17 protein-coding genes and 1 other RNA gene are annotated in these 20,322 nt (G+C 61.2%); 2 read left to right on the top strand and 16 right to left on the bottom strand.

Features of this window, described 5'->3' with window-relative positions; all coding sequences use genetic code 11:
• Positions 1 to 270: 270 nt before the first annotated feature.
• The 16 genes from murB to ACSQ2W_RS14890 form a co-directional block, all read right to left on the bottom strand.
• A complete protein-coding gene (murB, locus tag ACSQ2W_RS14965; RefSeq protein WP_436086959.1) occupies positions 271 to 1,245 on the bottom strand; it encodes a UDP-N-acetylmuramate dehydrogenase in 975 nt (324 codons plus the stop codon).
• Positions 1,242 to 2,657 carry a UDP-N-acetylmuramate--L-alanine ligase gene (gene murC, locus ACSQ2W_RS14960; protein WP_436086958.1) on the bottom strand — a complete coding sequence of 472 codons (1,416 nt, stop codon included), beginning with the start codon at positions 2,655 to 2,657 and terminating at the stop codon, positions 1,242 to 1,244. Before murC ends, murB begins: the two co-directional genes overlap by 4 nt.
• Complete coding sequence (gene murG / locus ACSQ2W_RS14955; protein WP_436086957.1) at positions 2,654 to 3,778, bottom strand: undecaprenyldiphospho-muramoylpentapeptide beta-N-acetylglucosaminyltransferase; 1,125 nt, start codon at positions 3,776 to 3,778, stop codon at positions 2,654 to 2,656. The genes murC and murG overlap by 4 nt, the downstream gene beginning before the upstream one ends.
• Positions 3,779 to 3,985: 207 nt before the next feature.
• Positions 3,986 to 5,140 carry a putative lipid II flippase FtsW gene (gene ftsW / locus ACSQ2W_RS14950; RefSeq protein WP_436086956.1) on the bottom strand — a complete coding sequence of 385 codons (1,155 nt, stop codon included), beginning with the start codon at positions 5,138 to 5,140 and terminating at the stop codon, positions 3,986 to 3,988.
• A gap of 82 nt (positions 5,141 to 5,222) precedes the next feature.
• Positions 5,223 to 6,614: a UDP-N-acetylmuramoyl-L-alanine--D-glutamate ligase gene (gene murD, locus ACSQ2W_RS14945; protein ID WP_436086955.1), complete on the bottom strand. Its 1,392-nt coding sequence runs from the start codon at positions 6,612 to 6,614 to the stop codon at positions 5,223 to 5,225.
• A 4-nt stretch (positions 6,615 to 6,618) separates the two neighbouring features.
• The gene (gene mraY / locus ACSQ2W_RS14940; protein ID WP_436086954.1) at positions 6,619 to 7,719 is read right to left on the bottom strand and encodes a phospho-N-acetylmuramoyl-pentapeptide-transferase; all 1,101 of its coding nucleotides are present in this window, start codon (positions 7,717 to 7,719) and stop codon (positions 6,619 to 6,621) included.
• Between the two features lie 123 nt (positions 7,720 to 7,842).
• Complete coding sequence (locus ACSQ2W_RS14935) at positions 7,843 to 9,276, bottom strand: UDP-N-acetylmuramoylalanyl-D-glutamyl-2,6-diaminopimelate--D-alanyl-D-alanine ligase (protein WP_436086953.1); 1,434 nt, start codon at positions 9,274 to 9,276, stop codon at positions 7,843 to 7,845.
• Between the two features lies 1 nt (position 9,277).
• On the bottom strand, positions 9,278 to 10,738 hold the full coding sequence (locus ACSQ2W_RS14930; RefSeq protein WP_436086952.1) for a UDP-N-acetylmuramoyl-L-alanyl-D-glutamate--2,6-diaminopimelate ligase: 1,461 nt from the start codon (positions 10,736 to 10,738) through the stop codon (positions 9,278 to 9,280).
• Between the two features lie 63 nt (positions 10,739 to 10,801).
• Positions 10,802 to 12,547 carry a peptidoglycan D,D-transpeptidase FtsI family protein gene (locus ACSQ2W_RS14925; RefSeq protein WP_436086951.1) on the bottom strand — a complete coding sequence of 582 codons (1,746 nt, stop codon included), beginning with the start codon at positions 12,545 to 12,547 and terminating at the stop codon, positions 10,802 to 10,804.
• A complete protein-coding gene (ftsL, locus tag ACSQ2W_RS14920; protein ID WP_436086950.1) occupies positions 12,547 to 12,945 on the bottom strand; it encodes a cell division protein FtsL in 399 nt (132 codons plus the stop codon). The genes ACSQ2W_RS14925 and ftsL overlap by 1 nt, the downstream gene beginning before the upstream one ends.
• Before the next feature lie 3 nt (positions 12,946 to 12,948).
• Positions 12,949 to 13,974 (bottom strand): 16S rRNA (cytosine(1402)-N(4))-methyltransferase RsmH, encoded by a 1,026-nt coding sequence (rsmH, locus tag ACSQ2W_RS14915; RefSeq protein WP_436086949.1) that lies wholly within the window; start codon positions 13,972 to 13,974, stop codon positions 12,949 to 12,951.
• A 14-nt stretch (positions 13,975 to 13,988) separates the two neighbouring features.
• A complete protein-coding gene (mraZ, locus tag ACSQ2W_RS14910) occupies positions 13,989 to 14,429 on the bottom strand; it encodes a division/cell wall cluster transcriptional repressor MraZ (protein ID WP_436086948.1) in 441 nt (146 codons plus the stop codon).
• Positions 14,430 to 14,848: 419 nt separating this feature from the next.
• Positions 14,849 to 15,246: RNase P RNA component class A (gene rnpB / locus ACSQ2W_RS14905), an RNA gene on the bottom strand.
• 309 nt (positions 15,247 to 15,555) lie between these two features.
• Entirely contained in the window at positions 15,556 to 16,083 is a 528-nt protein-coding gene (locus ACSQ2W_RS14900; protein WP_436086947.1) for a lytic transglycosylase domain-containing protein, read from the bottom strand.
• A gap of 230 nt (positions 16,084 to 16,313) precedes the next feature.
• A complete protein-coding gene (locus tag ACSQ2W_RS14895; RefSeq protein ID WP_436086946.1) occupies positions 16,314 to 17,078 on the bottom strand; it encodes an N-acetylmuramoyl-L-alanine amidase in 765 nt (254 codons plus the stop codon).
• Positions 17,075 to 17,782, bottom strand: coding sequence for a TerB family tellurite resistance protein (locus ACSQ2W_RS14890; protein ID WP_436087796.1), 708 nt, complete (start codon positions 17,780 to 17,782; stop codon positions 17,075 to 17,077). The genes ACSQ2W_RS14895 and ACSQ2W_RS14890 overlap by 4 nt, the downstream gene beginning before the upstream one ends.
• A 312-nt stretch (positions 17,783 to 18,094) precedes the next feature.
• Here ACSQ2W_RS14890 and ACSQ2W_RS14885 point away from each other — a divergent pair, with 312 nt between their 5' ends.
• Complete coding sequence (locus ACSQ2W_RS14885; RefSeq protein WP_436086945.1) at positions 18,095 to 18,970, top strand: DMT family transporter; 876 nt, start codon at positions 18,095 to 18,097, stop codon at positions 18,968 to 18,970.
• A 99-nt stretch (positions 18,971 to 19,069) separates the two neighbouring features.
• On the top strand, positions 19,070 to 20,284 hold the full coding sequence (locus ACSQ2W_RS14880; protein ID WP_436086944.1) for a pyrophosphate--fructose-6-phosphate 1-phosphotransferase: 1,215 nt from the start codon (positions 19,070 to 19,072) through the stop codon (positions 20,282 to 20,284).
• Positions 20,285 to 20,322: the final 38 nt, after the last annotated feature.

Below are 20,322 nucleotides of genomic sequence, written 5' to 3'. Positions count from 1 at the left end.
GCACCCTCAGGCACAGCCCCACTAGAACGGCATTATGGTTAATGAACCGTTTACTTTGGTTAACCCGGTCCGGGGGATGGATGAAATATTTGCTCGAATCAACAGGCTGTTCGATTCATCGCTTGGAATCAGAGAGTTAAATTCGATGCAACCGATTTTCGAAGACGGCAACCAATAAAAGGAAAGGCCCCGCACGTTTGCGCGCGAAGCCTCTTTACAGCCGATTGACGGCGGGATTTGCGGGATGACGGAGTCTGAGGTCCTTGGCGTTCAGGCCGTCAGCTGACCGAGAAATTCCTTCACTTCGTAGCCGGGCATGAAATTGCCGATGCGCTTGATCTCCCATTCGAGCTTGATGCCCGATGTTTCGTACACCCGCTGGCGTACGGTTTCGCCGAGATATTCAAGCTCGTAGCCGCTTGCCTGACCGGTATTGATCATGAAATTGCAATGCATCGGCGACATCTGGGCGCTGCCGATCATCAGGCCGCGGCAGCCCGCCTCGTCGATCAACTTCCAGGCAGAATGGCCGTCGGGGTTCTTGAAGGTCGAACCGCCGGTCTTCTCGCGGATCGGCTGTACTGTTTCGCGATGCTGGCGCACCGCATCCATGTCGGCGCGGATCTTCGCCTTGTCTTCCGGATAGCCTTCGAAGACGGCGTGGGTGAAGATCAGGTCGTCTGGCGCAGAGGAATGCCGGTAGGTGTAGCCCATATCGGCATTGGTGAGCACATGCTTGTTGCCCTTGCGATCGACCGCGTGAACCTCGACGACACGATCGCGCGTCTCGCCGCCATTGGCGCCGGCGTTCATGCGCAGTGCGCCACCGATCGAGCCGGGGATGCCGTAGTAGAAATGGAACCCGCCGATCCCGTGATCCAGCGTCATCGCCGCAAGGTTCTTGTCCGGGCAGATCGCTCCTGCTTTGACGCGGATTTCCGAAACCAGCTCGACATCGCCGAACCCCTTGGCCGAGAGCCGTATGACGACACCCGGAATGCCACCATCGCGCACGAGCAGGTTCGAGCCGACGCCTGCGACCATGACAGGCACTTCGTCCGGCAGCAGCTTCAGGAAAGCGACGAGATCATCGGCGTCATGCGGCTGGAACATCAGTTCAGCAAGGCCGCCGGCACGGAACCAGGTGACGCGGTCCATCGGCGCGTCCGGCGTCAGACGCCCGCGCAGTTGGTTTACGCTGTCCCCGAGAGAGGCCAGAAGCTTGGTACCATCAACCTGTTTCATGCGGAATTTCCTGAAATGCCTGCGAGTTCCTTCGGAAGGGCGGCCGCCCAGTATGTGATGCTGCCAGCCCCCAAGAGAACCACAAAGTCACCCGGTTGCGCAATGGCGGAGACGATCGGCGCGATCGCTTCCGGGCCGTCGATGAAACGCGCGTCGCGGTGCCCCCCCGCCTTGATGCGGGAGACGAGTTCCGGCGAGCTGACGCCTTCGATCGGATCCTCACCGGCCGAATAGACCGGCGCGAGCAGGACCGTATCGGCATCATTGAAGCACGCGCCAAAGTCCTCAAAGAGGCTGTGCAGCCGAGAGTAACGGTGCGGCTGGTGCACGGCGATGACGCGGCCCTGGCAAGCTTCGCGCGCAGCCTTCAGCACGGCCTTGATCTCGACGGGATGATGACCGTAGTCGTCATAGATACGCGCACCGTTCCACTCGCCGGTGAGGGTGAAGCGTCTCTTGACGCCACTGAATGCGGCAAGCCCCTTGGCGATGTCTTCCGGCTTGATCCCGAGGCGCTGGGCAACCGCGATCGCAGCCGTCGCGTTGGCGACGTTGTGACGGCCTGGCATCGGCAGCCGCAGGTCCGGCAACTTGATAATCTGGCCGGTGCGGCGGCGGCGAATTTCGACGTCGAAGACCGACGTCGCGCCATCCATGCGGATATTGGAATAGCGCACATCCGCCTGCGGGTTTTCGCCGTAGGTGATGACCTTGCGGTCCTCGATCTTCGAAACCATGGTCTGCACTTCGGGATGATCGAGGCACATAACGCCGAAGCCATAGAAGGGCACGTTCTCGACGAACTGGCGAAAGGCCGCGCGGACCGCATCGAAATTGCCGTAGTGATCAAGATGCTCCGGATCGATATTGGTGACGACGGCGACGTCGGCCGGCAGCTTCAAAAAGGTGCCGTCCGATTCGTCGGCCTCGACCACCATCCACTCGCCCTCGCCCATGCGGGCATTGGTACCATAGGCATTGATGATGCCGCCATTGATGACGGTCGGATCGAGCCCGCCGGCTTCGAGCAGCGAGGCAACCATCGACGTCGTCGTGGTCTTGCCATGGGTGCCGCCAATGGCGATCGCATTGCGGAAACGCATGAGTTCGGCGAGCATTTCGGCGCGACGCACGACCGGCAGCAGCTTTTCACGCGCGGCGATCAGTTCCGGGTTGGTCTTCTTGATTGCGGTCGAGACGACGACGACTTCGGCATCGCCAATATTCTCAGCCTTGTGGCCGACGAAAACCTCGATGCCCTTGTCACGCAGCCGCTGGACGTTGGCGCTGTCGGACTGGTCGGAGCCCTGCACCCGGTGACCGAGATTGTGCAGCACTTCGGCAATGCCGCTCATGCCGATACCGCCGATACCGATGAAATGAACCAGGCCGATCGTCTGCGGCATTTTCATGAGCGTGTTTCCTTGAACTGTGCAATCGTCGAACCGCTGGCAATAGCTTCAACCATGGCGGCAAGCAAGCGAGCTGCATCGGGTTTGCCCGCCTGTTTGGCGCCTGCGGCCATACCGGCGAGCTTGGCGGGGTTATTCATGGCCTCCGTCAGGATCCGGCTCAGTTTTTCGCTGGAAAGCTCTGCCTGGGCTATCACCTTGGCGCCGCCGGTCGCGGCAAGTGCGGCTGCATTGGCAGCCTGATCATGATCAAGCGCATAAGGGTAAGGCACCAGGATCGCCGGACGGCCGATCACCGCTATCTCCGACACCGTGGAAGCGCCTGACCGGCAGATGACCAAGTGAGCCTTGGCGATCCGCTCCGCCATGTCGGTAAAGAACGGCGCGATGTCCGCCTTCATCTCCAGCTTGGCAATGCAGCCCTCGACCATCGGCATATCTTCGGCGCGGGCTTGCTGGGTGACGCGCAGGCGCGCCCGCAAGCTGTCGTCGAGCAGGCTGATCGCCGTCGGCACGCTCTTCGAAAAAAACTGCGCGCCCTGGCTGCCACCGAAGACGACGAGGCGGAATTCTTCCCCTTCACCAGACGGCTGATACGGCACCTTGGCGGCCTCCAACACCGCCGGACGGACCGGATTGCCCGTCGTCACCGTCTTTGCGGCATAAGGACCATTCGTCTCCGGCAGGAAACCACCAGCGATTGCCCTGACGCGCCTGGCCAGAGCCTTGTTCGCCCTTCCCATGACGGCGTTCTGCTCGTGGATCATCGAGGGAATGCCCATCCCGGTTGCGGCCAAGAGTGGCGGAATGGTCGGATAGCCACCGAAGCCGACGACGACTTTCGGCCGCACCTTGGCCATCAAACGGCGCGCGATACGCATGCCGGACCAGAGCGTCCACAGCGAGCCTGCGACCTTCATAGGGTTTTTAGACCCGATCGTGGCGGAAGGCACGACATGGATTTCATCGGCCGGAAATTTTCCTGCATAACGCTCGGCCCGGCTGTCCGTCACCAGGTGGACGGAATAACCGAGCGCCTTCAATTCGTGCGCCAACGCTTCCGCCGGAAACAGGTGGCCGCCGGTCCCGCCAGCGGCAAGCATAATGATGCCTTTGGTCATAGGGTGCCCGCCCATGCACGCGGAGAGTAATACCCCCCTCTGTCACTTCGTGACATCTCCCCCTCAAGGGGGGAGATCACTCTTTTCCCTCGCCTGCCTTTTATCAAAGTCAGGGAGGCAAAAAACTGACGGCCGATCTCCCCCCTTGAGGGGGAGATGTCCCGGAGGGACAGAGGGGGGTAACTCACGACGAACTCCATAGTGGCCTCACTCCGCTGGCACGCCCATGCCCGAGCGGAACAGGCTGCGTTCGACGGCGCGTTTTTCCGGGCGATGGCGGGTCAGCGCCAGGATGAAGCCCGCCGTCACGCAGATCGCCACCATGGAGGAACCACCATAGGAGATCAACGGCAGGGTCATGCCCTTGGCCGGCAGGAGTTCGAGATTGACGCCGATATTGATCATCGACTGGATGCCGATCTGCAGCACGAGGCCGGCAACGGCGAACCGGGTGAAGTCGTTGCGCTCACGGAAAGCGTGGGAAAGACCGCGCATGACGAGGAAGGCGAAGATCAGCACGATGGCCATGCAGAAGACGATGCCGAACTCTTCCGCCGCGACCGAGAAGATGAAGTCGGTGTGGCTATCCGGGATGATCCGCTTGACGATGCCTTCGCCCGGTCCCTGCCCCAGCCAGTCACCGCGAATGATCGCCTCGCGCGCAGTATCGACCTGGAAGGTGTCGCCCTCGCCGGTCAGGAACCGGTCGATACGGCCGGCTACGTGCGGCAGTATCGTATAGGCGACCACCAGCCCCCCGACTGCCGACCCCCCGAGCACGATGATCCAGAGCCACGGCATGCCGGCCATGAAGAACATGCCGCCCCAGACGGCCGTCGTCAGGATGGTCTGGCCAAGGTCGGGTTGCGCCACGAGCAGCGCGACGACGATGCCGTAAAGCAGGATGGCGAACAGGTTGCCTGGAATTTCCGGCTGGCGCGCATGCTCGGAGAACAGCCAGGCACAGACGACGACGAAGGCCGGCTTCATGAATTCGGACGGCTGAACCGACAGGCCGGCAAGCGAAATCCAGCGGCGGGAGCCCTTGACCTCGGCGCCGAAGAACAGTGCCAGCACCATCATGCCGAGCGAGGCGAGAAGCAGGATCATCGCCGTTCGGCGCACCTGCCGGGGCGACAGGAAGGAAATGCCAACCATCACCGCGAGCGATGGCAGAAGGAACGCAGCGTGCCGCTTGACGAAATGGAAGCTGTCGAGATTGAGCCGCTCGGCGACCGCCGGGCTTGCCGCGAAGGACAGCATAAAGCCGATGCCCATCAGCAGAATGAAGGTCGCCAGGAAGAACCTGTCGATCGTCCAGAACCAGTCGGCCACGGGGCCACGTTCGGCACGGCTTACCATCTCTTCGTCCCCTTCAACGGCGCGTCCGGCGCCATTCCGTCATCATCAGGCTATCGGCCCTCATAAACCGCAAGATGCGGCCTCATATCAGCATCGTCACGCCGTCGATCGCGGCCACATGGCTGACGAAGGCATCGCCCCTGACTTCAAAGTTCTTGTACTGGTCGAAACTTGCGCAAGCCGGGGACAGCATCACGGCGGATGGCCCCGCCTCGTCCTTGGCCGCATCAGCGGCGGCATGGGCGACGGCCTGCTGCAAAGTCCCGGAAATCTCGAAGGGCACAGCCTCGCCAAGGGTCGCTGCGAAAGCGGATGCAGCCTCGCCGATCAGGTAGGCCTTGGCGATTTTCGGAAAGAACGGTGAAAGCGTCATAATGCCGCCCTCCTTCGGCAGGCCGCCCGCGATCCAGTAGATCCGCTCGTAGCTCGACAAAGCGGGCGCTGCCGCATCCGCATTGGTCGCTTTGCTGTCGTTGACGAAAACCACCTGCCCCTTGCGGCCGACCGGCTGCATGCGGTGCTTCAGCCCGGGAAAAGAGGAGAGGCCCTTGACGATGTCTGCCTGCGAAACACCGACGGCAAGGCAAGCGGCAATCGCCGCTGCCGCGTTCTGGGCATTGTGGCCGCCGCGCAGGGTCTGGATACCATCGAGATCGGCGAACAGGCTGGTTGCTCCGGCCAGGGCCTGCACGATCCGGCTGCCCTCGGCATAGAGACCATCCGCCAGCACCTGGCGCCGCGAAATCCGCACGACCTTGGTGCCTGAACGCTCGACGCGATCGGCGATCAGGCTCGAAAAACTGTCATCGACACCGACAACGGCAACGCGGCTTCCGGCGACAAGACGTTCCTTGATGCCGGCGTAGTGCTGCATCGTACCGTGCCGATCGAGATGATCCGGCGTCAGGTTGAGGAGGATGCCGGCGGACGGATTGATCGTCGGCGCAAGGTCGATCTGGTAGGACGAGCACTCGACGACATAGAAGCGACCGTTTTTCGGCGGATCAAGGGTCAGAACGGCCGTGCCGATATTGCCGCCAAGCTGGGTGTCGCGGCCGCTGGCCTTCAGGATATGGGCGATCAGCGCCGTCGTCGTGGATTTGCCGTTGGTGCCGGTAATGGCGATGAAGGCGCAATCCGGCGCATGGGCCCGCCGCTCGCGCACGAACAGTTCCACATCGCCAATGATCTCGACGCCGCTGGCATGGGCGAGATCGACGGTCCAGTGCGGCTTCGGATGCGTGAGCGGAACGCCAGGCGACAAAACGAAGGCGGAAAAGGCACTCCAGTCCGCCTGTCGCAGATCACCGGTACCGATGCCCTCGGCAGCCGCCTTGGCAACGCTGTCGGGGTTATCGTCCCAGGCCGTAACCTTGGCACCGCCGGCGACCAGCGCCTGCGCCGTCGCCAGACCGGAGCCGCCGAGACCGAAGAGCGCGACCTGCTTATCCTGAAATGTCGTGACCGGGATCATCGGCTTACCGCAGCTTCAGGGTCGAAAGGCCGATCATGGCGAGAATGACCGCGATGATCCAGAAGCGGATGACGACCTGGCTCTCCGTCCAGCCCTTCTTCTCGAAATGGTGATGGATCGGCGCCATCAGGAAGACGCGCTTGCCGGTGCGCTTGAACCAGAAGACCTGGATGATCACCGACAGCGTTTCGATGACGAAAAGGCCGCCAATGATGATCATGACGATCTCGTGCTTGGTCGCAACGGCAACTGTGCCGATCAGGCCGCCGAGCGCCAAGGACCCGGTGTCGCCCATGAAGATCGCCGCCGGCGGTGCGTTGAACCAGAGAAAACCGAGGCCGGCGCCGATGACGGCGCCGAGGATGACCGCAAGCTCGCCGGTGCCCGGCACGAAATGAATCTGCAGGTAGTTCGCAAACACCGCGTTACCGGCGAGGTAGGCGATGACGCCGAAGGAGGCGGCGGCAATCATCACCGGCACGATGGCAAGACCGTCGAGACCATCGGTGAGGTTGACTGCATTGCCGGCGCCGACGATGACGAAGCCGCCGAACAGGATGAAGAAATAGCCGAGATTGAGAGTGAAATCCTTGAGGAAGGGGAATGTCAGCGACGAGCCGAACGTCGAGCCGTTCGTTCCAGCCAACAAGGCGGTCCGCATCATGAAAAAGACCGCGATGGCGGCGATAACGAACTCGATCCCGAGGCGGGCCTTGCCGGAAAATCCCTTGTCCGACTGTTTCGTCACCTTGAGATAATCATCGTAGAAGCCGATAGCGCCGAAACCGAGCGTCACGAGCAACGTCGAAACCACATAGACGCTGGAAAGATCGGCCCAGAGCAGCGAACTGCCGACAATACCGGCAAGGATCATCAGGCCGCCCATGGTCGGCGTGCCGGCCTTCTTGAAATGGGTCTGGGGCCCGTCCGCGCGGATCGGCTGGCCACGGCCCTGCCGGACACGCAGCGACGAGATCATCCGCGGACCGAACAGAAAGACGATGATTGCCGATGTGAACAGGGCGGCGCCGGTACGGAAGGTGATGTACCGGAAGAGGTTGAAGAATTGAAAATGGTCCGCCAGTTCGACAAGCCAGATGAGCATAAGGGACCTTTCCCCAAAGGTTCGTTGCAGGTGTCATCCATCAGAATCACCGAATGGAAGAATAACTGCGTCGTATCAGAAGTGTCAGCATGGAACTTCGGCCATGAAAGCCTTGTCCCAGCCTTATTCGGTGCGTCCCGTCCCGGGCGAAGGCGGATATTTCTCGAGCAAAGCGGTAACGATCCTGCCGCAACCGGTCCCCTTGGACGACTTGATCATCACCACATCTCCGGCCGCGATCGAGCCGAGAGCAAATTCCTTGAGCTCATCGACCGTTTCACGGTATTCGACGTGGATGTCTTCAGGCAGTGCATCGCGCAGATGCGCCATCTCCGGTCCGGCGAGCCAGACAGCGCCGATACCGGCTTCAACCAGCGGTGCCGCAAGCCCGGCATGGACCTTGCCTGCGAACTCGCCCATCTCCAGCATATCGCCGAGAATGGCAATCCGCCGCCCGCCCTCCGGCAGTTCGGAATCCTTGAGAAGCGCGATCGCCGCCCGCATTGAGGCCGGGTTGGCGTTGTAGCTCTCATCGATCAGAACGAAGGAACCCGAGCCGATCGGCAGACGGTGCCTTGCGCCCCGCCCCTTTTCCGGCACCAGGGTGGCAAGGGCGGCAACCGCAGCATCCACATCCGCCCCGACCAGAGCGGCGGCACCGAGTGCAGTAAGCGCGTTTTCGGCGACATGCCGGCCCGGCGCGCCCATCTGGATTTCCAGCGTCCTGCCGCCGATCGCCGCCCAGAGCACGGCCCCGTCCGAGCCGCCTGCGAATTCCACCATGCGGAAATCGGCCTTGGCGCTGCTGCCGAAGCTGTGCACATGGGCAACGCCCAGCACCGCTGCTGCTTTTTCCAGTGTCTCGAACTGCTCGCTATCGCGGTTGAGGATCACATGGCCGTCATCGACGAGCCCTTCCATGATCTCCGCCTTGGCAGCGGCAATCTCGCCGAGATCCTTGAAATTGCCAAGATGCGCGGCAGCGATCGTGGTAATGATTGCCACATGCGGACGAACCATCTTGACCAGCGGCCGGATCTCGTCGGCATGGTTCATGCCGATCTCGAAGATGCCGAAATCGGTGTTTTCCGGCATGCGCGACAGGGTCAGCGGCACGCCCCAATGATTGTTGAACGAGGCGACGGAGGCATGCACCCGGCCGGACGGCGACAAGACGTGACGCAGCATCTCCTTCGTGGTGGTCTTGCCGACGGAACCAGTCACCGCGATGATCTTCGCGGCGCTGCGGTCTCGAGCGGCGCAGCCGAGCCGCACCATCGCCTCCAGCACGTCATCGACGACGATCATCGGCGCGATCAGACGCCCGAGCGCCGGCAGTTTCGCCTCGCTGACGACGAGCAGCGCTGCGCCATTGGCGATCGCGATCCCGGCATAGTCGTGGCCATCGACCCGGTCGCCCCTGATCGCGAAGAAAGCCTCGCCCTTGGCGATGGAGCGGCTGTCGATCGAGATGCCGGTAATGCCTTCCGGCAGGTTTCCCATCGGGCGGCCATGCATGGCCGCCATCAGGTCGCTAACTGTCCAGAGAAAGCTCAAATCATTGATCTCCCAATGCTTTTCTTAACTCGGCATGGTCGGAGAAAGGCAAAGTGACGGAGCCGATGGTCTGCCCCTCCTCATGCCCCTTGCCGGCGACGATCAGCGTATCGCCGGATTTCAACAGAGTGACGGCAGCCCTGATCGCTTCCGCACGGTCGCCGATTTCGGTCGCGCCCTTGGCCGCCGCCAAGATCTCGCTGCGAATGATCTCGGGAACTTCCGAGCGTGGATTGTCGTCGGTGACGATCACAACATCGGCAAGCCGCGTGGCGATCTCGCCCATGATCGGACGCTTGCCCTTGTCGCGATCACCGCCGCAGCCGAAGACCACGATGACCCGGCCGGTCGTGAACGGACGGACGGACGTCAGGACGTTTTCGAGCGCATCCGGCTTGTGGGCGTAGTCGACATAGGCGAGCGCACCATCCTTGGTGTGGCCAACCAGTTCGAGGCGACCTGAAGCACCCTGAAGCTTTTCGAGCGCCGCCATCGCCGCTTTGGCGCTGACGCCTGTGGAGATGGCGAGGCCGGCCGCCACGAGCGCATTGGAAATCTGGAAGTCGCCGGCCAGCGGTACATGCACCTCGAAAATCTCATCGCCGATATGAACCTCGGCGATTTGCTTGTGACGGAAATGCTCGACGCGCTTGAGGCTCAGATAATCCCCCCTGCGGCCGACGGTCAGCACCTCCTGACCGGTTGCCTTGGCTGCGGCGATTGCCGGTCCCGACCAGGCGTCGTCGGCGAATATCACCGCCGGCGATCCCTTCGGCAGCACGCCCTCGAACAGCCGCATCTTGGCGGCCATATAGTCCTCGACGGTCGGGTGGTAATCCATGTGATCGCGGCCGAGGTTGGTGAAACCGGCGGCGGCAAGGCGCACGCCATCCAGCCGGCTCTGGTCGAGCCCGTGGCTGGAAGCCTCCATGGCCGCGTGGGTGACGCCGGCGTCGGCGAGTTCGGCGAGCAGTTTGTGCAGCGAAACCGGATCCGGTGTCGTCAGCGAGCCATAATCGTTGCGACCGGGCGCGATGACGCCCGTGGTGCCGATCATTGCTGCCGCATGGCCGGAATGCGCCCAGATCTGTCGGGTGAACGAGGCGACCGACGTCTTTCCGGCCGTACCGGTCACAGCCACCATCGTTTGTGGCTGGCGCCCGTAGAAATTGGCGGCTGCGAGCGCAAGCACGCGGCGAGGCGCCGAGGCGGCAAAAATCGGCGCCGCAACATCTTCCGTGGGTTTTGCGCCCGCGACCACGGCTGCGGCGCCGCGCGCAATTGCGTCATCAATGAAGGCCTTGCCGTCCGCCTTGCTACCCGAAAGCGCCACGAACAGCGCACCGGGGACGACCTGTCGGCTATCGGCGGTGATGGCGGCAATATCGATATCGCCGGCGGCGGCGTTCAACTGCGCGGCAATTTCCGGGAAATCCTTCCCGATCAGGTCTTTGATCTTCATGGATGCACTTTTCAGTTATACCGACCCGCCGGGCGGCGAATCCTCCAGATTGTCATTCCATGGTCAATAAGACACAAGCAAGGCAGAACCGTCTTCGCCGAACTTCGGCTCCACGCCGAGAAGCGGCGCAGATCGGCTTATGATATCGCGAACCATCGGGGCAGCCGTATTGCCCGCAAGTGCTGCGCCATTGCCCTTGTCGGTTTTCGGTTCATCGATGAAGGTCAGGACCACGTAGCGCGGATCATCGATCGGGAAGCCGGCCAGAAAGGCGTTGAAGTTGGCAGCGTTCGAATAACGGCCGTTCACGACCTTGTCTGCGGTCCCGGTCTTGCCGCCGACATTGAAGCCTGGCACACGCGCGTTCTTGCCGGAGCCATTGACGGCATTCCGACGGAACAGGTAGCGCATATCGTCGCTGGTCGATTTTTTGATGACTGTCGTCGAGGCGGCCTCTGCCTCCTGCGCCGTGCGCGGCAGGAAGGTCGGTTCGATGAGGTGTCCGCCGTTCAACAGGGCTGCACCGGCCACCGCCGTCTGCAGTGGCGTCGTGGATACGCCGTGACCGAAGGAGATGGTGATCGAGTTGATCTTCTTCCATTCGCGTGGCTGGCTCGGCGTCTTCACTTCGGGCAGTTCCGTCTGCATCCTGGAGAGCAGGCCCATCCTGGTCAGGAACTCCTTGTGACCCGCGATGCCAACGATATCGGCCATCTTGGCCGTTCCGATATTCGATGAATACTGGAAAATCTCCGGCACCGTCAGAACACGATGCTTGCCGTGGAAATCCTTGATCGTAAAGCCGCCGATTCTGATCGGGAATCGGGCATCGAAGCTGTCGTTCAATGTCACCTTGCCGGAATCGAGCGCCATCGCGGTCGTAAACGACTTGAAGGTCGACCCCATCTCGAACGTGCCGTTCGACATGCGGTTCATCCAGCCTTCCTTGGCGCCATCGGCGGGCTTGTTCGGATCATAGTCGGGATAGGACACCATGGCGAGAATTTCGCCGGTCTTCACGTCCATCACCACGCCGCCTGCGGCAAGCGACTTGAACTTTTCCATGGCATCGACGACGACATCGCGCAGAATGTTCTGGACGCGCAGGTCGATCGAGAGCTTGACTGGCTCGATCTTCGCATCGCTCGTCATGCCGATGGCGGCAAGATCGGCCAGTCCCTGGTTGTCGATCCAGCGCTCCATGCCGGCAATACCGCGATTATCGACATTGACATGACCGATGACGTGCGAAGCGGTAGCCCCGCCGGGGTAGAAACGGCGCTTCTCCGGCCGGAAGCCAATGCCGGGAATGCCGAGTGCCAGGATTTCGCTCTGCTGTTTCGGGGTCAACTGGCGACGCAGCCACTGAAACCGCGATTTGGATTTCAGCTTGTTGTAGATTTCCGCAACGTTGAGATTGGGCAGGACAGTCGACAATTGCTCGACCGCCTCGTCGGCATCGACGATCTTGTGCGGCTCGGCATAGAGCGAGACCGTGCGGATGTCGGTCGCGAGGATTTCGCCGTTACGGTCGAGAATATCAGGACGCGAGGCCATCAGATTGTCGGCGCGGCCGATGCTGGAAACCGTGTCTGGATTGGCCAGACCGTACTGCACGAGACGGCCGCCGATGACGCAATAGACCGCCGCGAAGCTGATGATGACGATCGCCACACGGCTTCTCGCCTGGTTGCTGCTCTTCTTACGCGTTCCCTGGAACGGAATGCCGAGATCACCGGGATGGTTGTTGCCGCCGGCGGAGAAATGAGCCTTGCTCTTGACGACCATGATACGGGACAGAAAAGACATCAGCGTGCCACCGAACCTGTTGCGATATCATCCGTCTTTGCGAGCGGTTTTTTCGACTTGCCCTTGACCATGCCCATCGCTTCGAGGACATCCTGCGGCGGCGGCAGATCGGCCTTGAGCATCGGCAGCTCTTCCGGACGGGCAAGCTGGGTCGAGGCGGTGGGCGTAAGATGCAGGTCCTGCTGGTAGACGGTTACGAGCTTTTCGAGGCGATTGGGCTGGGTGAGCAGCGCCCAGTCGGCGCGCAGAAGGTCGATCGTATCTTCCTCGAGCTTTATCTCCGCCTCCAGCTTGCGCACGTCTTCCAGCTTGTTTTCCGCCCGGTGCTTGATCGTGTAGGTGACCGTCGCTGCGGCCGTCATGACGACGATCAGGACGATGTCAAAGGTGCGTAACATGTCTCAGCCCCCAATCTTTCCAAGGCTCGCAAGGTTCGGCAAATCGAAGATGGACAGATCATCTGCCTGAGGCGGGGCATCGGTGCGGGCGCCAACCCGCATCTTGGCGGACCGGGCGCGCGGGTTGCGCGAGGCTTCTTCTTCACTGGCCGCCACCATAGATTTCCCAACTGGTGCGAAAGTTGCCGCACGCTCATGCACCAGCGGCATGTGACGCGAACCGGAAGCCTTGCCGGCGCGATCCTGGAAGAATTTCTTGACGATCCGGTCTTCCAGCGAATGGAAGGTGACGATCGTCAGCCGCCCGCCGGGCTTCAGCACGCGCTCGGCGGCAAACAGCGCCCGGGCAAGTTCGCCGAGTTCGTCGTTGACGAAGATGCGCAGCGCCTGGAAGACACGGGTGGCGGGATGAATCTTGTCCTTGGCCTTGCGCGGCGTAACGATCTCGATCAGGCCCGCAAGGTCGCGCGTCGTGACAAAAGGCTCCTCGAGCCGGCGCTTTTCAATGGCGCGGGCGATCCGGCCGGACTGCGGCTCCTCGCCGAGAAAGCCGAAGATGCGTGTCAGGTCCGAAACCTTGGCCCTATTGACGACGTCGGCCGCGGAAACGCCATCCGACGACATGCGCATGTCGAGCGGCCCGCGCTTCTGGAAGGAGAAGCCCCGCTCGGCTTCGTCGATCTGCATGGAGGAAACGCCGATATCGAGCACGACCCCGTCAAGTCCGCCCTCCGGGGCATATTGCGCAAGGTTGGAGAAACGCGAATGCACCAGGGTGAGGTGGCCGTTGCTGGCGGCGACCAGCGGCTGTCCGGCTTGAATGGCCGCCGGATCACGATCGAGCGCAATCACATCGGCACCGGTCGCCAGAATGGCAGAGGTATAGCCACCGGCACCAAAGGTGCCATCGAGGATGATCTTACCGGGGGCGAGATTAAGGCTCGCAAGAACCTCTGGGAGAAGAACCGGAATGTGACGGACCGGTCCGCCATCGGCATCGGGTAAACCTTCGCCTTGATCCGCCATCATTCCGCTTCTCCACTCTAGTCCGAACGCCGACCTCGCAACCTGCGTTCTTCCCGCGCCGCCGCTTGTGTTTCCAGAAACACCTGCGGCGCCCACAACTGAAAATGATCCGCTCGCCCCACGAAGGTGACTTCCGTGGTTATTCCGGTGAAGTCGCGGATGAAATCCGTAACCATCAATCGGCCTTCCTGGTCGAGCTTCATGAAGACCCCGCCCCCATGAATGAGGAGCGACATCTGATTGGCCTGCGGCGAAAACGGATCCTCGCCGCCGATTTGCCTCTCGAACCGATCCAGCAATTCCGGACCGCCGGCGCTGATTGCCGGAAAGACGAAATCCTGAAAGCAATAAAGCTCCCGAATATCGAGCGCCGACAGAACAGAGCGAAACGTCGAAGGAACGGAAACCCGCCCCTTTGCATCGATCCGGTTTGTCGCATGCGATAGGAAGCGGTTCATGACGCGATACGGCCGTTTCCGGTAAACGCGCGAACCCCAATAGCCCGCGCACCCCCTCAAGACAAGACACAACACTCCACCAGCGGGCGACATGCCCGTTCGAAAATCCCCCAACGAGGGGTCCCGAGACTTGCGGTGAATCGGCCTGAATCAGCCCGTGTACTGTGTATGATTGGGATACCATGGGACCATATGGGCGTCAATGGGATTTGCTCTATTTCAGCACGCGTCGTCAGCAAATATTGATAGTCTGTTAAGTTTAACAAATGGTTACGACAGACACCTCAACACTTTGGATTCACTGTCGAATCCCTTCGGTAAAATGAATACTTTCAATATTAGCAAAGTATAAAACCAATAAGCATTCAAGCGGATACACGATTTTTGACATCGCGTTGGCCGGGATCAAAGAAGAAGAATTTGCCAGTTGGCCTGTAAGCCGGGTTCTGTATGGCTCCGGCCCGAAAGCCGGAACGTGGCAGCCATTCATCTGGGACAACGCTTGCGCGCTGCCTCCTGCAACCCACCCGGATGACTGGCCCGGAAAAGGCCGGACCGCTTGCGCAGTCCACGTCATCCCTATTCGGTCTTGCTCCCGGTGGGGTTTGCCTTGCCACCCATGTTGCCATGCGCGCGGTGGGCTCTTACCCCACCCTTTCACCCTTACCTGCCAGAGGCAGGCGGTATTCTTTCTGTGGCACTTTCCCTGGGGTCACCCCCGCCGGACGTTATCCGGCACCGTTTTTCCGTGGAGCCCGGACTTTCCTCCCCCCGCAGCCTTTCGGCCCTAGCGGAGAGCGGCTGCCCGGCCAACTGGCAGGCGGTGCATAACTGACGCATCCGCCAATTGCCATAGATAAAAGAAAATAAGGTGTCCCCACCCGTGTTTCTACTGGTAGCAGACGATAAAATCCGTCTCGTATTCCGGCGTATGCCAGCTGACCGTTCTCAAGGAGCTGCGCCCATCATGCCCTTGCCAACGATGATGAAATCGAATGTTACCGCCATGCCCACCGTCCTTGAGGACGATCTGGCGGAGATGGCATGGCATCTGCCGGCTGGCAGCTGAAAACTTGAAAAATGCCGGTACGCAAAACCCTACCCGGCGCCCGGACCGCGGCTTTTATCAGTTGATGATGCTCTGGACCTTGCCGCAATAGCGGCGCGATACCGGATTCATCTTCCTGGCGCCGTGGCCGGCATTGTAGCGAAGGATCGTGCCGCAGGTGAAACCGCCGGACAGTTCATGTGCCACGGCAAGATATTTCATACCGAACTTGATGTTGGTCTCGGGATCGAACAGGCCGCCCTTGCCCCCGTTATAACCCATCATCCGGGCCGTCGCCGGTTTGATCTGCATCAGGCCGATTTCGCCGGCGCTGCCACGTGCCTTCGGATTGAAGTTGCTTTCGACCTTGACGACCGCATGGGCGAGATCGACAGGAACACCGTATTGCTTCGCATAGGTTTGGATCAAGTTACTATAGGCCGAAGTCTCGAGGGAGGCGCCCGGCGCCGGATAACCCGTGGTTCTCGTGGCTGGCTTGATGGAGGATGTTATGGTCTTGTCGATGCCCCCGGCATACGACGTTTCAACCCCGGAAAAAAGCATGCAGAAGCATGCCGCAGTTGCAGCAAGATGCGGTAGTCTCATTTAGCTTGAAATCTCCACTTTCGGGCGCAGCAGCATATGGGCGCACCCCGCCCTGCCATCAAGCGTCCCCGATTTTCGTCATCAGCAGGAGAAGGCCTTGCGCCTTGAAATCACCCACGGCTCGGTACGCCGGCAAAAGACCCCGGCATAGTGACGATCATGTGGCAGTGCACAAAATTAATGCGACGGACGCCTGACAAGGGCGCGAAAGAGCCGTCCGGCAAGCCTGTTCAGCGGCTGAAATTCGGCAGCGCGGACAAGAGCCTGTGGAGCGTATCGAGGGTCGAAATATCGGCGATGCCGTCGACCTGGGACTGACGGAAATGTCGCTGGAAGGCGGCAACCACCCCCTCCGTCTTCTCGCAAAAAACGCCTGTCACTTCAATTCCGTAACCATAGAAAGACAGCATGGTCTGCACCGCCTCGACGGGCTGGCCCTGATCGCCCCTTTGGAAAAATCGTCCGCCACCGATCGGGGCTGGCGGAACCCAGTGCCCGACACCGCTCGAATGGAGCTGATCCCAAGGAAATTTTTCTCCCGGGTCCGCCTTGCGAATGGGGGCCACATCGCTGTGCGCAAGTACCCTTTCCGGGGGGATAGACCAGCGACTGCCACAGTCCCGACACAATTCAGCGACCGCTTCGATCTGCGCCGGGGGAAAGTCCGGAAGTCCGGCGAGGTGGCCGGCATTGGCGATCTCGATGCCGATCGAGCGGGAATTGATGTCTGTTTCGCCTTTCCAGACGCTCTTGCCCGCGTGCCACGCGCGACGATCCTCGGCGACGAGCTGATCGACGCGACCGTCCTCATGGACGAAGTAGTGACTGGAAACCTGGCTTTCCTCGCAACAGAGCCAGTCGAGCGCGGCTTGCGCCGTCTCCATGCCGGTATAGTGCAGAACGATCATGTCCGGCTTCTGGCCGCCCGCCCTTTCGCCATGGTTGGGCGATGGCACGGCGCGCGCAGCCGGGTAGTCGCAGGCGAAGGGCGTCATGCGGCGCGGCGTTCTTTCTCGATCGCCTCATAGGCAGCGTTGAGTGCCGCCATGCGATCATTGGCGATCGCGTGCAATTCTTCCGGCACGCCGCGGGCGACCAGCATATCCGGATGATTTTCCGAGACGAGCACACGGTAGCGCTTGCGGATCATCGAGAAGTCGTCCTTCGGAGAGACCCCGAGCACGTCGTAAGGGTTGGCATCGGACGCGTGAACATGGCGGGCCATGATCTCCTGAAACCGCTCTTCTTCCATGTGGAAGATTTCCGCCACGCGCGCGAGGAACCCGATCTCCTTTTCGTGCAGGGCGCCATCCGACTTGGCAATATGAAAGAGCCCGTCGATGATGTCTTCCAGCACCGGGCAGTTCTCATCGCAGGAAGCGCACAGCGACGCCATCTTCTCGGCATAGGCCTCGTAACCGGCAACGTCCTGGCGGGCGAGATTGTAGAGCCGCGCGACATTGCGGGCCTGATCGTCGGGAAACTTGAAGATATCGCGGAAAGCAGACACCTCGGCCTCGGTGACGACGCCGTCGGCTTTTGCCATCTTGGCGGACAGCGCGATCATGGCGACGGAAAAGGCCACCTTGCGGCGCGTCTCCGGGTCGCCTTCAAACAGCGTCCTGATCGCCTCGACAACGCCGGCAAGCGCATTGCCCGTCGCGGTGACGATGCTGAGGATGCGATCCCAGAAGGACATAGGCACGTTCTTTCCCTTGGTTGCTGATCCACATTGCTTTCGGGAGGCGGCCGCATGGGCAAGGCGCCCATGCGCAGGTGCAAAGAGGCAGACACAGCGATGCGGCCGCAATAGGCGGGCAGCTCAGGGAACAGCATGACCAGATGTTGTCGCGGATTGCAAGGCATACAGCCCGCCGAATCGACCCAAATGACGAATTTGTGATGGCACCTCACTATTTTCCATTCAATTGGGTGATCCGTCGATGATGCAAATGAATTTGACTTTGGTCCTGCCAGGATGCGAGCGAAAGCTGTACATCCGGGAGTTCCCATGCGCATTTCCACCCACCCGCAGGCCATGGGCATGGCCCTAGGTCTGATCGGCGTCACGATTTTTGGCGCAACTTTGCCGATGACGCACATCGCGCTCGGCGGCTTCTCTCCCTTCTTCATCACCTTCGGTCGCGCCGTCATCGCCTCAACCGCAGCGGGCCTGACGCTGCTTTTGCTTGGCAAACGCTGGCCTAAGGGACAGGGCGCGATGCTGCTCGGCGCAGGCATTTGCGTGGTCTATGGTTTTCCGATCTTTTCCTCGATCGCGATGCAGACGATCCCGGCAAGTCATGGCGGCGTGATTCTCGGCCTTCTGCCGCTGTTGACCTCGATCTTTGCAGCGGCTGTCGACGGCGAACGGCCTGGGCCTGCCTTCTGGGCCTACGGTGTCGCCGGCGCCGCCCTTGTCGTCTTTTTCTCCGTTCGTGAAAGCGGCTTTCATCTGCAACTCGGCGATGTCTGGCTTTTTCTGGCGGCGGTCACTGCATCGCTCGGTTATGTGCTGTCGGCCAAGGTGTCACGCATCATCCCCGGTTGGGAAGTGATTTCCTGGGCACTGGTGATCACCTCGCCGCTGTCGCTCGCGGCAACGCTTGCGGCGATGACCAACGGCATTGATGCACCGACCAATGCGGAGCTCGGCGCCCTCTCCTATCTCGGCCTGATGTCGATGTTCGGCGGCTTTGTCTTCTGGAACGCCGGCCTCGCCCTCGGCGGCATCGGCCGCGTCGCGCAGGTGCAGTTACTGCAGACCTTCGTCACCCTCGCCGTGTCGGCTGTGCTACTTGGCGAAGTCATCAGCCCGGCGACGGTCGCCTTTGCCGTCGCGGTCGCCGTCATCGTCTGGCTCGGCCGCAAGGCGCGCGTTGCATAGCGCGTCACACTGCCGAATTGATTGAGTGTCATTTAACTTCCACGGGAATTGCGCTAGAGAGACCTCGGACGATCTGCCGAAATCCCCGAGGAGGAATTCATGCCCAAACAGAAAGTTGCAATGCTGACCGCAGGCGGCCTCGCCCCCTGCCTGTCCTCCGCCGTCGGTGGTCTGATCGAACGCTACACCGACATCTCGCCTGATATCGAGCTCGTCGCCTATCGTTCCGGCTATCAGGGTCTGCTTCTTGCCGACCGGATCGAGATCACCCGCGACATGCGCGAGAAAGCCCATATCCTGCACCGCCATGGCGGCTCGCCGATCGGCAACAGCCGCGTCAAGCTGACCAACGCTGCAGACTGCGTCAAGCGCGGCCTGGTCAAGGAAGGCCAGAACCCGCTGCGGGTCGCTGCCGAGCAGCTCGCTTCCGATGGAATCACTATTCTGCACACGATCGGCGGCGACGACACCAACACGACGGCAGCCGATCTCGCCGCCTATCTCGGCGCCAATGGCTACGACCTGACCGTCGTCGGCTTGCCGAAGACCGTCGACAACGACGTGGTGCCGATTCGCCAGTCGCTCGGTGCCTGGACGGCCGCCGAATACGGCGCCAGGTTCTTTGACAATGTAAGCAATGAACAGAGTGCCGCCCCGCGTACCCTGGTGGTTCATGAAGTCATGGGCCGCCACTGCGGCTGGCTGACGGCCGCGACGGCGCGCGCCTATATCCAGATGACCGGCGAGAAGGAATTCGTCGACGGCTTTATGATGGACACAAAGCTGAAGAACATCGATGGCCTCTACCTGCCCGAAACCGCCTTCAATCTCGAAGCCGAGGCCGAGCGGCTGCGCGCGACGATGGACAAGGCAGGCTTCGTCACCCTGTTCGTCAGCGAAGGCGCCTGCCTCGACGCCGTCGTCGCCGAACGCGAGGCTGCCGGCGAAACCGTGAAACGCGACGCCTTCGGCCATGTGAAGATCGACACGATCAATGTCGGCGGCTGGTTCTCCAAGCAGTTCGCGGCCCTCCTCGGCGCGGAACGCTCGATGGTGCAGAAATCGGGCTACTACGCCCGCTCCGCACCCGCCAACGTGGACGATCTGCGCCTTATCCAGGGCATGGTCGATCTCGCCGTCGAAAGCGCGCTCAACAAGGTCTCCGGCGTCACCGGTCACGATGAGGACAAGGGCGGCAGGCTGAGGACGATCGAATTCCCGCGCATCCGCGGTGGCAAGCATTTCGATACGTCGGTCAAGTGGTTCGGGGACGTGATGGACGTGATCGGACAGAAGTGGTCACCGGCATCCTGATTCTCTGCTGACAAGGCCTATTGACGGCTCCGTTTGCG

It is taken from the genome of Pararhizobium sp. LjRoot255 (genome assembly GCF_964252905.1).
Classification (GTDB): Bacteria; Pseudomonadota; Alphaproteobacteria; order Rhizobiales; family Rhizobiaceae; genus Pararhizobium.
The sequence above is the reverse complement of the archived record's forward strand: the minus strand, read 5'-3'. Positions and strand labels throughout refer to the sequence as shown.

Excerpts from the sequence above, each read along its gene's own strand:
- murB (WP_436086959.1), bottom strand. The coding sequence starts at position 1,245 with ATGAAACAGGTTGATGGTACCAAGCTTCTGGCCTCTCTCGGGGACAGC.
- murC (WP_436086958.1), bottom strand. The coding sequence starts at position 2,657 with ATGAAAATGCCGCAGACGATCGGCCTGGTTCATTTCATCGGTATCGGC.
- murG (WP_436086957.1), bottom strand. The coding sequence starts at position 3,778 with ATGACCAAAGGCATCATTATGCTTGCCGCTGGCGGGACCGGCGGCCAC.
- ftsW (WP_436086956.1), bottom strand. The coding sequence starts at position 5,140 with ATGGTAAGCCGTGCCGAACGTGGCCCCGTGGCCGACTGGTTCTGGACG.
- murD (WP_436086955.1), bottom strand. The coding sequence starts at position 6,614 with ATGATCCCGGTCACGACATTTCAGGATAAGCAGGTCGCGCTCTTCGGT.
- mraY (WP_436086954.1), bottom strand. The coding sequence starts at position 7,719 with ATGCTCATCTGGCTTGTCGAACTGGCGGACCATTTTCAATTCTTCAAC.
- ACSQ2W_RS14930 (WP_436086952.1), bottom strand. The coding sequence starts at position 10,738 with ATGAAGATCAAAGACCTGATCGGGAAGGATTTCCCGGAAATTGCCGCG.
- ACSQ2W_RS14925 (WP_436086951.1), bottom strand. The coding sequence starts at position 12,547 with ATGTCTTTTCTGTCCCGTATCATGGTCGTCAAGAGCAAGGCTCATTTC.
- ftsL (WP_436086950.1), bottom strand. The coding sequence starts at position 12,945 with ATGTTACGCACCTTTGACATCGTCCTGATCGTCGTCATGACGGCCGCA.
- rsmH (WP_436086949.1), bottom strand. The coding sequence starts at position 13,974 with ATGATGGCGGATCAAGGCGAAGGTTTACCCGATGCCGATGGCGGACCG.
- mraZ (WP_436086948.1), bottom strand. The coding sequence starts at position 14,429 with ATGAACCGCTTCCTATCGCATGCGACAAACCGGATCGATGCAAAGGGG.
- ACSQ2W_RS14900 (WP_436086947.1), bottom strand. The coding sequence starts at position 16,083 with ATGAGACTACCGCATCTTGCTGCAACTGCGGCATGCTTCTGCATGCTT.
- ACSQ2W_RS14895 (WP_436086946.1), bottom strand. The coding sequence starts at position 17,078 with ATGACGCCCTTCGCCTGCGACTACCCGGCTGCGCGCGCCGTGCCATCG.
- ACSQ2W_RS14890 (WP_436087796.1), bottom strand. The coding sequence starts at position 17,782 with ATGTCCTTCTGGGATCGCATCCTCAGCATCGTCACCGCGACGGGCAAT.
- ACSQ2W_RS14885 (WP_436086945.1), top strand. The coding sequence starts at position 18,095 with ATGCGCATTTCCACCCACCCGCAGGCCATGGGCATGGCCCTAGGTCTG.
- ACSQ2W_RS14880 (WP_436086944.1), top strand. The coding sequence starts at position 19,070 with ATGCCCAAACAGAAAGTTGCAATGCTGACCGCAGGCGGCCTCGCCCCC.